The sequence below is a fragment of the Acinetobacter genomosp. 15BJ genome, from assembly GCF_000400715.1.
Lineage (GTDB): Bacteria > Pseudomonadota > Gammaproteobacteria > Pseudomonadales > Moraxellaceae > Acinetobacter.
Window position 1 is genome coordinate 1 of sequence record NZ_KE007344.1, and the last position, 14,238, is coordinate 14,238.

The 14,238-nt window shown below is 43.4% G+C and carries 8 protein-coding genes, 2 tRNA genes and 2 rRNA genes; 2 read left to right on the top strand and 10 right to left on the bottom strand.

Features of this window, described 5'->3' with window-relative positions; all coding sequences use genetic code 11:
- From F896_RS0119545 to tyrS, 5 genes are all read right to left on the bottom strand, one after another.
- Nucleotides 1-1,577 (bottom strand): 23S ribosomal RNA (locus F896_RS0119545); the annotation flags it as partial.
- 400 nt (nucleotides 1,578-1,977) lie between these two features.
- Nucleotides 1,978-2,053 (bottom strand) — tRNA-Ala (locus tag F896_RS19540).
- 55 nt (nucleotides 2,054-2,108) lie between these two features.
- Nucleotides 2,109-2,185, bottom strand: a tRNA-Ile gene (locus F896_RS19535).
- A 59-nt stretch (nucleotides 2,186-2,244) separates the two neighbouring features.
- Nucleotides 2,245-3,782, bottom strand: a 16S ribosomal RNA gene (locus F896_RS19530).
- A gap of 498 nt (nucleotides 3,783-4,280) precedes the next feature.
- Nucleotides 4,281-5,513 carry a tyrosine--tRNA ligase gene (gene tyrS / locus F896_RS19525; RefSeq protein WP_155765768.1) on the bottom strand — a complete coding sequence of 411 codons (1,233 nt, stop codon included), beginning with the start codon at nucleotides 5,511-5,513 and terminating at the stop codon, nucleotides 4,281-4,283.
- A 61-nt stretch (nucleotides 5,514-5,574) separates the two neighbouring features.
- Here tyrS and F896_RS19520 point away from each other — a divergent pair, with 61 nt between their 5' ends.
- Nucleotides 5,575-6,708: an anhydro-N-acetylmuramic acid kinase gene (locus F896_RS19520; RefSeq protein ID WP_016162094.1), complete on the top strand. Its 1,134-nt coding sequence runs from the start codon at nucleotides 5,575-5,577 to the stop codon at nucleotides 6,706-6,708.
- A 48-nt stretch (nucleotides 6,709-6,756) separates the two neighbouring features.
- On the opposite strand, the gene erpA is transcribed toward F896_RS19520, so the two are convergent.
- From erpA to F896_RS19495, 5 genes are all read right to left on the bottom strand, one after another.
- Nucleotides 6,757-7,092 (bottom strand): iron-sulfur cluster insertion protein ErpA, encoded by a 336-nt coding sequence (gene erpA / locus F896_RS19515; RefSeq protein WP_005186235.1) that lies wholly within the window; start codon nucleotides 7,090-7,092, stop codon nucleotides 6,757-6,759.
- A gap of 121 nt (nucleotides 7,093-7,213) precedes the next feature.
- Nucleotides 7,214-8,218: a putative solute-binding protein gene (locus F896_RS19510; protein WP_016162095.1), complete on the bottom strand. Its 1,005-nt coding sequence runs from the start codon at nucleotides 8,216-8,218 to the stop codon at nucleotides 7,214-7,216.
- 288 nt (nucleotides 8,219-8,506) lie between these two features.
- Complete coding sequence (locus F896_RS19505; protein WP_004803364.1) at nucleotides 8,507-9,514, bottom strand: putative solute-binding protein; 1,008 nt, start codon at nucleotides 9,512-9,514, stop codon at nucleotides 8,507-8,509.
- 215 nt (nucleotides 9,515-9,729) lie between these two features.
- Nucleotides 9,730-10,731, bottom strand: coding sequence for a putative solute-binding protein (locus tag F896_RS19500; RefSeq protein WP_004803362.1), 1,002 nt, complete (start codon nucleotides 10,729-10,731; stop codon nucleotides 9,730-9,732).
- Between the two features lie 197 nt (nucleotides 10,732-10,928).
- A complete protein-coding gene (locus tag F896_RS19495; protein WP_016162096.1) occupies nucleotides 10,929-11,936 on the bottom strand; it encodes a putative solute-binding protein in 1,008 nt (335 codons plus the stop codon).
- 211 nt (nucleotides 11,937-12,147) lie between these two features.
- Here F896_RS19495 and F896_RS19490 point away from each other — a divergent pair, with 211 nt between their 5' ends.
- Complete coding sequence (locus F896_RS19490) at nucleotides 12,148-14,076, top strand: ATP-binding cassette domain-containing protein (protein WP_016162097.1); 1,929 nt, start codon at nucleotides 12,148-12,150, stop codon at nucleotides 14,074-14,076.
- Nucleotides 14,077-14,238 lie beyond the last annotated feature (162 nt).

Sequence of the window (14,238 nt, forward strand, 5' to 3'; positions counted from 1 at the left end):
TGAAGCTTAGAGACTTTTCCTGGAAGCATGGTATCAGCCACTTCACTGTACAAGTACAGCTTGCTATCAGTTCTCAGCATAGAGTACCCCGGATTTGCCTAAGATACATGCCTACAACCTTCCACCTGGACAACCAACGCCAGGCTGACTTAACCTTCTCCGTCCTCTCATCGCATTACACAGAAGTATTGGAATATTAACCAATTTCCCATCGACTACGCCTCTCGGCCTCGCCTTAGGGGTCGACTCACCCAGCCCCGATTAACGTTGGACTGGAACCCTTGGTCTTTCAGCGAACGGGTTTTTCACCCGTTTTGTCGTTACTCACGTCAGCATTCGCACTTCTGATACCTCCAGCATACTTCTCAATACACCTTCATCGGCTTACAGAACGCTCCCCTACCACTTGACTTAAAGTCAAATCCGCAGCTTCGGCACATAGTTTTAGCCCCGTTACATCTTCCGCGCAGGCCGACTCGACTAGTGAGCTATTACGCTTTCTTTAAAGGGTGGCTGCTTCTAAGCCAACCTCCTAGCTGTCTATGCCTTCCCACATCGTTTCCCACTTAACTATGATTTTGGGGCCTTAGCTGGCGGTCTGGATTGTTTTCCTCTTGACTACGGACGTTAGCACCCGCAGTCTGTCTCCCGGATAGTACTCATTGGTATTCGGAGTTTGCATCGGTTTGGTAAGTCGGGATGACCCCCTAGCCGAAACAGTGCTCTACCCCCAATGGTATTCGTCCGAGGCGCTACCTAAATAGCTTTCGGGGAGAACCAGCTATCACCAGGCTTGATTAGCCTTTCACCCCTATCCACAAGTCATCCCCTGGCTTTTCAACGACAGTGGGTTCGGTCCTCCAGTTAGTGTTACCCAACCTTCAACCTGCTCATGGATAGATCGCCTGGTTTCGGGTCTATACCCAGCAACTAAACGCCCTATTAAGACTCGATTTCTCTACGGCTCCCCTATTCGGTTAACCTTGCTACTGAATATAAGTCGCTGACCCATTATACAAAAGGTACGCAGTCACCGAACAAGTCGGCTCCCACTGCTTGTATGCATGCGGTTTCAGGATCTATTTCACTCCCCTCACAGGGGTTCTTTTCGCCTTTCCCTCACGGTACTGGTTCACTATCGGTCAGTCAGGAGTATTTAGCCTTGGAGGATGGTCCCCCCATATTCAGACAAGGTTTCACGTGCCTCGCCCTACTCGTCATCATTGTGTGTGCCCTTTCGTGTACGGGAATATCACCCTCTACGTTCGCACTTCCCAGAGCGTTCCACTAGAACACACACAACTTAATGGGCTGCTCCCCGTTCGCTCGCCGCTACTAAGGGAATCTCAATTGATTTCTTTTCCTAAGGGTACTGAGATGTTTCACTTCCCCTCGTTCGCTTCATAAGCCTATGTATTCAGCTTATGATACCCGCCTTATAGCGGGTGGGTTCCCCCATTCAGAAATCTCCGGATCAAAGGATATTTGCCGCCTCCCCGGAGCTTATCGCAGGCTATTACGTCTTTCATCGCCTCTGACTGCCAAGGCATCCACCACATGCACTTAATTACTTGACTATACAACCCCAAACAGTCGTTAACACATACAAGTGAGTGTTATCGTTGCAAACTTAATTGCTACTATCTGTTGTCTGTGAATTTAATCACTATACAGCTTCAATCTAATTCATATACCAAAACGCTTGATTCAGTGTTTTTGCTAGTTCTCAGATTAATTCTTCATCTAACTGAAATACTTACGTATTACCGTTAGTGTCAAATTAATCGAGTTTGAACAATTTATTTCAGACTCAATTTTCTAATCTGTTAATGATTAACTACCACCTCGTCGGTGAGTAGTAAACTGTGATAAATCACAGAAGTTAATAAACCAAGATCATTCGATCTTCTTATTTATTAATTTCTATAAGCTATCTTTGGAATTTAACTTTCGTTTTCTACATTACTTCGTAATGTATGGTGGAGACTAGGAGAGTCGAACTCCTGACCTCCTGCGTGCAAAGCAGGCGCTCTACCAACTAAGCTAAGTCCCCAGCTTATCACTTAATGAACGACATATCTTTCAATCTAAGCTACTGCAATCAGATTTGGTGGGTCTGACAAGACTTGAACTTGTGACCCCACGCTTATCAAGCGTGTGCTCTAACCAACTGAGCTACAGACCCTCAGATACATCTTCGAAGAACAACTTGTTGTGGATTCTTACCGGTCACCAATCTTTCGTTAAGGAGGTGATCCAGCCGCAGGTTCCCCTACGGCTACCTTGTTACGACTTCACCCCAGTCATCGGCCACACCGTGGTAAGCGTCCTCCTTACGGTTAGACTACCTACTTCTGGTGCAACAAACTCCCATGGTGTGACGGGCGGTGTGTACAAGGCCCGGGAACGTATTCACCGCGGCATTCTGATCCGCGATTACTAGCGATTCCGACTTCATGGAGTCGAGTTGCAGACTCCAATCCGGACTACGATCGGCTTTTTGAGATTAGCATCCTATCGCTAGGTAGCAACCCTTTGTACCGACCATTGTAGCACGTGTGTAGCCCTGGTCGTAAGGGCCATGATGACTTGACGTCGTCCCCGCCTTCCTCCAGTTTGTCACTGGCAGTATCCTTAAAGTTCCCGGCTTAACCCGCTGGCAAATAAGGAAAAGGGTTGCGCTCGTTGCGGGACTTAACCCAACATCTCACGACACGAGCTGACGACAGCCATGCAGCACCTGTATGTAAGTTCCCGAAGGCACCAATCCATCTCTGGAAAGTTCTTACTATGTCAAGACCAGGTAAGGTTCTTCGCGTTGCATCGAATTAAACCACATGCTCCACCGCTTGTGCGGGCCCCCGTCAATTCATTTGAGTTTTAGTCTTGCGACCGTACTCCCCAGGCGGTCTACTTATCGCGTTAGCTGCGCCACTAAAGCCTCAAAGGCCCCAACGGCTAGTAGACATCGTTTACGGCATGGACTACCAGGGTATCTAATCCTGTTTGCTCCCCATGCTTTCGTACCTCAGCGTCAGTATTAGGCCAGATGGCTGCCTTCGCCATCGGTATTCCTCCAGATCTCTACGCATTTCACCGCTACACCTGGAATTCTACCATCCTCTCCCATACTCTAGCTGACCAGTATCGAATGCAATTCCTAAGTTAAGCTCAGGGATTTCACATCCGACTTAATCAGCCGCCTACGCACGCTTTACGCCCAGTAAATCCGATTAACGCTCGCACCCTCTGTATTACCGCGGCTGCTGGCACAGAGTTAGCCGGTGCTTATTCTGCGAGTAACGTCCACTCATCTTAGGTATTAACTAAGAGAGCCTCCTCCTCGCTTAAAGTGCTTTACAACCAAAAGGCCTTCTTCACACACGCGGCATGGCTGGATCAGGCTTCCGCCCATTGTCCAATATTCCCCACTGCTGCCTCCCGTAGGAGTCTGGGCCGTGTCTCAGTCCCAGTGTGGCGGATCATCCTCTCAGACCCGCTACAGATCGTCGCCTTGGTAGGCCTTTACCCCACCAACTAGCTAATCCGACTTAGGCTCATCATTTAGCGCAAGGTCCGAAGATCCCCTGCTTTCTCCCGTAGGACGTATGCGGTATTAGCATTCCTTTCGGAATGTTGTCCCCCACTAAATGGCAGATTCCTAAGCATTACTCACCCGTCCGCCGCTAAGTCATAGTGCAAGCACCATAACTCCGCTCGACTTGCATGTGTTAAGCCTGCCGCCAGCGTTCAATCTGAGCCATGATCAAACTCTTCAGTTTAAAATCATTAGTAGCTTATGGCTACAAATCTTGGCTCATCAATTTTCTGACTAAAAATTCGCTCAAATAAACTTCGAGAAATTTTTACCATTCAATCAATGAAATATTTTCGATTGATCAACCAGTAAAAATCCACACAAGTTGTTCTTCTATTCTCTTAATGATCTTCTCGATGATTCGTCATCATCAAGCTAGGTCGGCTATATTACTCTCAATTTCTTAAAAGTCAACAGGTAATTTAGATATTTAGCAAACTTATCAACCAATCCAAGAATCTAACCTCTCTAGCCAAATCCTTGTTTCTCAACAAGTTTTTATCTGCATCACCGCCGATGGATGTGCATTCTACAGCATTTCCAAACCAACACAACCCCCTTTTTTATTATTTTCTTTTGCATGTTTCTTTTTTCTACAAAATCAGTGTTTTCGTTGTTTTTATCAGCTATTTGCGTATAAAAAGCAGGCTCACGGCCTGCTTTTTATTATTTTTATTTCGATTTAGTCAGTGAAAGTCACTCGTGCAATGGCTTTTTTACCAGACTGAATGATTAAAGTGACATTTTCTTTTACAGAGAAGCTCATATCAACTACATTCCAGTCAACTTTTACTGCACCACGACCCACGGCGTCTTTCGCTGCCGCTGCATTTGGGTTTAAACCAGCAACACGAAGAATGGTTGCAATAAATAACTCACCACCAAACTCGCCACGAGAAATCGTCACTTCTGGGGTATCTTCTGGCACTTCACCTTCTGTTACACGGTTACCTGCACTCTTATGTGCATTTTCCGCTGCTTCTGCATCATGGAAACGCTCTACGAGCTCAAGCGCCAAGATACGTTTGATTTCTTGCGGGTTACGACCTGCAGCCATTTCATCAAGCAATACTTTGATTTCATCAAGTGACTTAAAGCTCAATAGATCAAAATAACGCTCAATCAAGCTATCTGGCATCGACAGGATTTTTTGGTACATCGCACCAGGTGCATCAAATACACCAATATAGTTGCCTAAAGATTTAGACATCTTATTTACGCCATCTAAACCTTCAAGAATCGGCACAGTAATACACACTTGTGATTCTTGACCGTAACGACCTTGTAAGGTACGACCCATTAACAAGTTAAAGGTTTGGTCTGTACCACCTAACTCGACATCTGCCTCAAGTGCAATCGAATCATAGCCTTGTACCAATGGATACAAGAACTCATGAATTGCAATTGGTTGATGGTTGTTATAACGCTTAGTAAAGTCATCACGTTCTAACATACGTGATACGGTTTGCTGGCTTGCCAATTGAATCAGATCAGCAGCAGATTTTTGATTAAACCATTCCGAGTTAAAACGGACTTTGGTTTTATTCGGATCTAAAATTTTAAAAACTTGTTCTTGATAGGTTTTTGCATTGGCAAGCACTTGCTCTTGTGACAACGGCGGACGCGTTGCACTTTTACCAGTTGGATCACCAATCATGGCAGTGTAGTCACCAATCAAGAAAGTAACTTCATGTCCCAAATCTTGGAAGGTTTTTAATTTATTGATTAGAACAGTATGCCCTAAGTGTAAATCAGGAGCCGTTGGGTCAAAGCCTGCTTTTACACGGAGTGGACGATTCTCTTTCAGTTTTTTAAGTAAATCTTCTTCAGAGATAATCTCGTGCGTGCCTCGTTGAATGAGAGCAAGCTGTTCTTCGGCTGGCAAGAAATTTGACATCACAAAACCTAAACACATCAGTTATTCAATTTGTGCGATATACTAACATTTTTTCAGCATCTTGCAGGATAAGTTGTATATGAGCGCGATCTATATTGGTGTAATGACAGGCACGAGCATGGATGGTGTTGATATTGTTGCAACTTCATTCGATCCATTAACACTGCATGCCACGCTGACTGTGCCTTTTGAGCCTGAACTACGTGATGAGTTAATGGCGTTGACCCTTCCAGATGACAACGAAATTGATCGTATGGGCAAAGCTGATGTTGCTTTAGCGCAAATGATTGGGCATGGTATCAATCAACTGATTGAACAAAATAATTTAGACCGCACTCAAATTAAAGCGATTGGTTCGCATGGGCAAACCATTCGTCATCGCCCTGAACATGGCTTCACCTTGCAAATTGGTGACCCCAATATCATCACAGAAATTACGCAACTGCCTGTGGTCTCGGATTTCCGTCGTCGTGATATGGCCGCAGGTGGTCAAGGTGCACCTTTAGTGCCCGCCTTCCATCAAGCCTTATTCCTACATGACAGTATCCACCGTGTGATTTTAAATTTAGGTGGTATTGCAAATGTCAGTATGCTACCTGCAAATAATTTAGACGGCGTATATGGCTTTGATACGGGTCCAGCCAATATCTTGATGGATGCATGGTGTCATCGCCACACAGGACATCCTTATGATGAAAATGGCGACTGGGCGGCATATGGCAATCCAATTCGTTCTTTATTGGATCGTCTACAGAATCATGAATTTTTTGCCAAAGAACCACCAAAGAGCACAGGTCGCGAAGACTTTAATTTAGAATGGTTGGATGAGCAGCTCAGCGATTGGCGCAATGATCTGGAATATAATGAACTGGAAGATACGCCAGAGAATGTTCAAGCGACCTTAATGAAACTCACCACACGTGCGATTAAAAAAGCAATTTATCGTAGCAAGGAATGGATGCCGACAGGTGAGATCTATGTCTGTGGTGGCGGTGCCTATAACTCACATCTACTTGAACAACTCCGTTGGCGCCTACGTAAACATAATTGGTCGGTGCAAACGACGGATGCACTTGGTCTAGCGCCAACTTGGGTTGAGGCAACTGCTTTTGCGTGGTTGGCTATGCGCTTTGTACAACAACTGAGTGGCAATTTACCTGCGGTGACGGGTGCAGCAGGTGATCGTATTCTCGGAACAATTACCATGGTATAAAACAAAAAGCTTCCCAATTGGAGAAGCTTTTTTTATTTCAAAAATCGGTTAGATTGAGAATGATGAACCACAGCCACAAGTTGTGGTCGCATTCGGGTTCTGGATCACAAAGCGAGAACCTTCAAGTCCTTCAAGATAGTCGACAACTGAACCAATCAAATATTGGTAACTCAAAGAATCCACCAACATTTTTACATCACCATTCATAAACTCAGCATCATCTTCATTGACGCTTTCAGCGAAATTAAAGCCATAAGAGAAGCCTGAACAACCACCGCCCGTCACATAAACACGTAACATAAGGTCGTTATTGCCTTCACTTTCGCGTAGTTGGCGAACTTTTTTGGCAGCATTATCTGACAATTCTAGAGCTTGGGCGTTCATGATGGACTTTCCTCGACTTCACTTCGTCTTTAATAAATAAAAGACCCGATATTCAGTATAGCATACTCAATATCGGGTCTGTATTTGAAGTTTAAAGTGCGGTCAAAGACTTTTTACACGATTATTTGTAGTTCTCGTCTTGTAAGCCACATTCAAAGTTTTTGGCATCTTCACGGCAACGGAATTGCCATAGTAATTTCATCATACGCTTGTCATAGATTCCTTTTGCAGTCAGGTTAATACGCGCTTCACGCATTAATTTTTGATAGCCTGGCTTGTCAGAAGCTGGAACTTCCATCCAATATTTTTGTGGAATGTCTGCTTTCATTTTTCCAAGAATGGTAAATGCACGCGGCAATTGTGCTTTCACCCATTCTCTTGATTTTTGACCAAAGCCCTCAGGGAATTTCTCTGGATGAATGATCAAATTACCGGTTACTTGTAAAATTGGGTAATTCACAATCGCACCTTTAGTTCCCAAGCCCTTATAAAGTTCCAAAGGTTTGAATGCTGCTGCTGGTGCCCCAATAATATCGACCTGACCATTGTTAAACTTCGCACCAAAGTTGGTGATATCTGAACTGACCGCTTGTGCGCCGACTTGCGAAGCCATAATTTTTTGAGCTTCGTCATAATCTAAAACGGCAATTTTCTTACCTGCCGCCTTGGCAACGGTATTGATATTACGGTCATTCACAAGTAAATACGCATCACCCACAGGAATAACACCTACGACTTCATATTTACCATTCACCATCGCTTTGGCAAAAGCTGGACTGGCTAAACCCTGCATCACTTTAACGGCCAATTTAAGGTCAGTAATCGCCCCGATTGCATCCAATGAACCCGTAAACTGGTTAAACTGGCGGCCACGCATACCTGTGATGCTGACCCCATCACATTTTCCTGCTTTGAAGTCTTCAGCAATCACGGCTTCATTGGTCCCGACTTTAAGCTCAATATCAGCGCCCCAAGTTTTTGCAGCGAGTTGATAGTCCTTCATTAATGCATAAACATCGCCACTTTTGCCCACGATATCAAATACACAAATTGTTTGTTTTGCCTGAGTGCCCGCAGATACCGCGGCGATCCCAGTCGCAAGTAATAAAGTTTTAAACCATTGCATTTTATTTTTCCTTTGCATCTATGCTGATTGTTGTTGCATCCCATCCAAAATCAAAAGACTGGCGGTATATCTTTAAATAGGGTTGACCAATGAATCAATGTTTGAATACAGTCATGTTTAATCTTCCTGATTGAAACATCTTTTAAATCTTCAAGATTCCATTTGGTTTTTATATTTTAATATAATTACGGGCTTTGCCAATCAACACAATGGCTTAAATGACATCTGCAAAAAAACAAAAAGCCTAGATAAATCTAGGCTTTAAGTCTTGATTATGGCAATTCTGGATTATTCACCCGGTAATGCACATTCAAAGTTTGCTTTGTCTACTGAACAACGTGCTTTCTTCAATACAGACATCATGCTTGCATCGTAAATACCACGTTTAGTCAGGTCCATACGACCATCACGTAATAATTTTTGATATTTCAAGTTGTCTTCAGCACTTAAGTTCATTTTGTATTTGGCTGGAATTTCAGCTTCATAACGTTTGATCATAGCGAATGCTTTTGGAAGTTGCTTCACAAAGTAATCACGAGATTTTTGACCAAAGCCAGCAGGGAATTTCTCTGGACGAAGAACAAGATCCGCAGTCACTTGAAGTACTGGGAAGTTAAACATCGCACCATTTGAACCTAAGCCTTTGCTTAATTCTAACGGTTTGTAAGCATAAGCAGGTGCACCGACCATATCTACTTGGCCGTTATTAAATTTAGCAGCAAAGTTAGAAATATCAGAAAGTACCGCTTGCGCGCCTACACGTTGAACCATAATTTTTTGTGCATCGTCATAACCCAATACAGCGAATTTTTTACCCGCTGCTTTTTCAATTGAGTTAATGCTCTTGTCACGTACGAAAATGTAAGCAGCGCCTAATGGTGCAATACCACCGATTTCATACTTGTTTCCACCCAAATTGGTGGTCATTTTGGCTGCATTACGTGCATCCAATACATAAGTAATTGCACGTTGTGCAACTTCATTGCTCGGTGCACCGCCCAATGAATCGACTGAACCTGCAAATTTGTTATATGGGCGAGCACGCATTGCTGTCATCGCAACAGCAGCACATTTGCCCGCTTTAAAGTTATTGTCTGCAACCTGTTCATCCGTGATTGCAAGTAAGTTGACATCAGCGCCCCAGCCTTTCGCTGCGAGTGCCCAGTCTTGCATCATTTTGTATGATTCACCTGACTTTCCTAATAAGTCGAATACACACACATCTATTGCTGCTTGAGTAGAAGCAGACACACCAAAGATCGAAGTTGCTGCAAGAGCAAGTGCAATTTTTTTCATATTTTTCATCCTTTCACAAACTTTATGTTTGTCTCCTTGTTCGAAGCAAATATTAATCATGTTTTTTGAAAAAAAATAGAGCTTATACTCTATTTTTATGACTAGATTGTTTACTTTTTACCCTCTTTTATCTATTTCTATTATTTTCATAGGCAATTTTGTTATATATACCTAATTTTATGTATAGATTTAGATCTACTCAGTTCTTCTCCTTTTTATTCACCACTCAAAGTACACTCAAAGTTGGTCCGTTCAACCGTACAACGGGCACGCTTCAGCACATTCATCATACTCGCATCGTATACGCCTTGCTTGGTTAAATTCATACGTCCATCCCGCAACATTTTTTGGTAACGGGTTTTATCTTCATTGGTTAAGGTAATCTTTTTTGCATTCATTCCCGCTTCCAAACGCTGCACCATGGCAAAGTTACTCGGCAGTTTATTCACGAACCATTGTCGAGATTGTGGACCAAAACCACTTGGGAATTGTGCAGGGCGAATAATTAAATCACCCGTGATATTCACTACAGGGAAATTAAACAATGCACCATTGACCAAACCCTTACTGATTTCTAAAGGCTTATACGCATAAGCAGGTGCGGCAATCACATCCACTTGCCCACTATTAAATTTTTTCACAAAATCAGAAATATCCGATGGCACAGCAACGAGATCGATACTTTCAACAATGGCCTTTTGTGCTTGATCGTAATGTAAATAAGCGAATTTTTTTCCTTTGGCTTTTTCAATGGTATCTATTTTTTTATCTCGAACAAAGATATAAGCCAACCCAACTTGAATAATACCCGCAACTTCAAATTTCTCACCGTTCATCGTTGCCGTTAATCGATGCTGATTACGTTTATCCAGTACATAGGTAATCGCCTTTTGCGCAATGGCATTGCTGGTAACTGCCCCAACAGCATCGACTGAACCTGCAAATTTATTATATTTACGTGCACGCATCGAAGTCATATAGACCCCATCACACTTGCCTGCATCAAAATCTTTTTCCGCTTTTTCTTCGTCTTGATAAGGAATCAGTTCAACATCACCCTGCCATGTTTTAGAAGCCAGCTTCCATTCCTCAATCAGTTTATAAGACTCCCCAGCCTTACCCAATAAATCAAAAACACAAATTTGTTGTTTTGCCTGTACAGGAGTGCTCATGACAAATAGAGCTGTAGCACTCAATGCCCAAAGTCCTTTTTTCATCTTGTTTTTCCCTTACTTTGCTATTTTGCACAATTTTCCATCAGCGCTTATTCAATATAGTCAGATTTTGACCAAAAGAATAGCGCTTTTATATACATATGTCGGGTTTTCATCTGTTTTACCCATCTGCATCACAGAATCAGACCCAGAGATGGATAGGCACGAGTCAGCGAGAAAACATGCCCTGTCACAGCGATTTACTCACCACCCAAGGTACATTCAAAATTGGTTCGGTCTACTGTACAGCGCGCGCGTTTCAATACACTCATCATGGTGGCATCGTAAATACCGCGCTTGGTCAATCCCATACGTGCCTCACGCAAGATTTGCTGATAACGGGTTTTATCCTCGTTACTGAGATTGATTTTGTATTTGGCTGGCAGTTCTGATTCAAGACGCTGGATCAGTGCGAAATTGGTATTCAGACGGCTCAGAAACCATGCCCGAGAGTTCTGTCCAAAATTACTAGAGAATTTTTCAGGACGGATAATCAAGTCCATGGTCATATTCACCGCAGGGAACGTAATAATTGCCCCCTCATTGCCCAATCCCTTCGACAGCTCTAAAGGCTTATAGGCATAGGCAGGTGCCGCCATAATATCGGCCTGACCAGTATTAAACTTTTTGGCGATATCAGAGATATCCGCAAGTACAGCTTGTCCACCTAAGCTTTTGACCACGATCTTTTGGGCTTCGTCATAGCCAAGCACTGCAAATTTTTTCCCTTTGATTTGCTCAATGGTATTCATCTTCTTGTCTTTGACAAAGATGTAGGCCAAGCCAATTTGTGAAATCCCTGCAACTTCATAGTTTTCATTATCAACGGTACTGGTCAAACGGCGTTGATTACGCTTGTCCAAAGCAAAACTAATGGCTTTCTGTGCAATCGCGTAGCTTGGCACCGCCCCAATGGCATCAATCGAACCTGCAAATTTGTTATAACGACGCGCACGCATCGAGGTCATATAGACGCCATCGCATTTACCTTGTTCAAAGTCATTTTCTGCCAGTGCTTCATTCTGATAGCTGATCAGAAAGGTATCACCACGCCATGCTTTAGCAGCCAAGGCCCACTCTTCCATAGCCTTATAGGCTTCTCCTGATTTCCCCAACAAATCAAAAACACAAATTTTGCTCGCTGCATGTGTTTCTGTATAGGTCCCCAACACCAGCATTGCCCCCAATGCAAGAATTCCCTTCTTCATCCTTAAATCCTATGCTGCTACTTTTAATCTTGTTGCTTATTTTTCATATAATTTAAATAATAATCTGATTCGCATCACAAAAATAGAGTTTTTACTCTATTTTTCATTGGTTGATCAGCTCAATTCGAACAACTTGATCTTAAATATAAAAATTTGCATTCATGAGCGATCACCTTAAAATGCAGCTATCTATTCGCTATTTTGCATGCTCATGATCCAATTTGACCAAGTTTCATTACGCCGTGGTGGGCGAGTTCTATTCCAAAAAGCATCAATGCAGCTTCATCCGGGCTGGAAAATTGGTCTGACAGGCGTGAATGGTGCAGGTAAATCAACCCTATTCGCTGCATTTTTAGGAGACTTGGTCGCAGATGAAGGCAATTTGACTCGCCCTGCAGTGTGGACTGTGGCCCACATGGCACAAGAAATTAAAGCCTTGGAAATGCCAGCGATTGATTTTGTTTTGTCTGGTGACGAAGAATATTGGGACATTCAACAAAAATTAGCGCATCCAGATCAACTCAGTAATGATGATTTGGCCCGACTGCATGGTCGTTTTGACGAAATTCATGGTTATGCAGCGCCCGCCAAAGCAGCACAATTGATGGCAGGTCTCGGGTTTCTCGATCATCAATTAAAATTAAATGTCGCCAGCTTCTCAGGCGGATGGCGCATGCGCTTGAACTTGGCACGGACCCTGATGAGCCGTTCAGATCTGCTGTTACTGGATGAACCGACCAACCACTTGGACTTGGATGCAATCTTGTGGTTAGAAGACTGGCTCAAAGCTTATGAAGGCACATTGGTCTTGATTTCACATGACCGTGATTTCCTCGATGCTATTACCGATCATATTCTACATATCGAAAATCAAGAACTGACCTTATATACCGGTAATTACTCCACCTTTGAAACCACCCGTAGTGAACGTTTAGCACAACAACAACAAGCCTTTGAAAAGCAGCAAGAAACGCGTGCACATCTACAAAAGTTTATTGACCGCTTTAAAGCCAAAGCCACCAAAGCACGTCAGGCACAAAGTCGAATTAAACAGCTTGAGCGTATGCAACAATTGGCGCCTGCGCATATTGATACGCCATTTACCTTTAGCTTCCGTGAACCGACCAAAATGAGTTCACCGCTACTGAGTTTGGATGCCGCTACAATTGGCTACGGCGATAAAATCATTGCTGAAAAAATTCGTCTGCAAATCACACCAAGTTCACGTATTGGTTTACTGGGGATGAACGGTGCAGGTAAATCAACCCTGATCAAGACCCTTGTCGGTGATTTACCACTGCTTGCAGGGGAACGCAAAGCCTCTGAACTGCTCAATATTGGGTACTTTGCTCAGCATCAAATGGATGCTTTGGATGCCCATGCCAGCCCAATGCTGCAATTGGCACGTATTGCTGACAAGCACATCAGTGAAGCTGCTTTACGTGCCTTTTTAGGTAGTTTTGGTTTTAGTGGCGAGCGTATGGATACGCCATGTGAGAGCTTCTCTGGTGGTGAACGTGCACGTCTGGCGCTGGCCCTGATTGTATGGCAACGTCCCAATGTCTTGATTCTGGACGAACCAACCAACCATTTAGACCTAGATATGCGTCTTGCACTGACCATGGCTCTACAGGACTTTGATGGTGCGGTGGTGCTGGTTTCACATGAACGCCAATTAATTGCTAGTGTTTGTGATGACCTGCTGTTAGTGCATGCAGGTCAATGCACCGAGTTTGAGGGTGATTTACAAGACTATGCTAAGTGGTTACGTGAAGCACGCCAACAACAGATCAATGCACAAAATGCGTTACAGCAGCAAAGTACAACGACCCAAGCCCCTGCCGCAAAAGTAGATAAAGAAGCGCAACGTAAAGAAGCAGCTCGTCGCCGTGAAATGACTCGACCAATTCGTAAAAACATCGAAAAAGTCGAAGCTCAAATTGAAAAGGTTCAGCCACGCTTAGCTGACATTGAACATGCTTTAGCGGATAGCGCCCTATATGATGCCGACCGCAAAAATGATTTGATTAAACTGATGAATGAACAAAATGAGCTAAAAGCGAAATTGGAACAGCATGAAGAGCAACTATTAGAATTAATGATGGAACTGGAAGAGTTGGAAAGCTCTTTTGCAGATTAAGCTGCCAACTGATTCATACACATCTCTGTTTGAGTGTGTATGAATCACAACGCTTAAGGTCATTGGTTTAAACAGAATCATCCCATTTATGGCCTTAAAAGATGCTTTGGATACTTAAAAACACTATGAATATCATTAAAAATGTCATGAATTTGTCGAGAA

Excerpts from the sequence above, each read along its gene's own strand:
- F896_RS19500 (WP_004803362.1), bottom strand. The coding sequence starts at position 10,731 with ATGAAAAAAGGACTTTGGGCATTGAGTGCTACAGCTCTATTTGTCATG.
- erpA (WP_005186235.1), bottom strand. The coding sequence starts at position 7,092 with ATGAACGCCCAAGCTCTAGAATTGTCAGATAATGCTGCCAAAAAAGTT.
- F896_RS19490 (WP_016162097.1), top strand. The coding sequence starts at position 12,148 with ATGATCCAATTTGACCAAGTTTCATTACGCCGTGGTGGGCGAGTTCTA.
- F896_RS19505 (WP_004803364.1), bottom strand. The coding sequence starts at position 9,514 with ATGAAAAAAATTGCACTTGCTCTTGCAGCAACTTCGATCTTTGGTGTG.
- F896_RS19520 (WP_016162094.1), top strand. The coding sequence starts at position 5,575 with ATGAGCGCGATCTATATTGGTGTAATGACAGGCACGAGCATGGATGGT.
- tyrS (WP_155765768.1), bottom strand. The coding sequence starts at position 5,513 with ATGTGTTTAGGTTTTGTGATGTCAAATTTCTTGCCAGCCGAAGAACAG.
- F896_RS19510 (WP_016162095.1), bottom strand. The coding sequence starts at position 8,218 with ATGCAATGGTTTAAAACTTTATTACTTGCGACTGGGATCGCCGCGGTA.
- F896_RS19495 (WP_016162096.1), bottom strand. The coding sequence starts at position 11,936 with ATGAAGAAGGGAATTCTTGCATTGGGGGCAATGCTGGTGTTGGGGACC.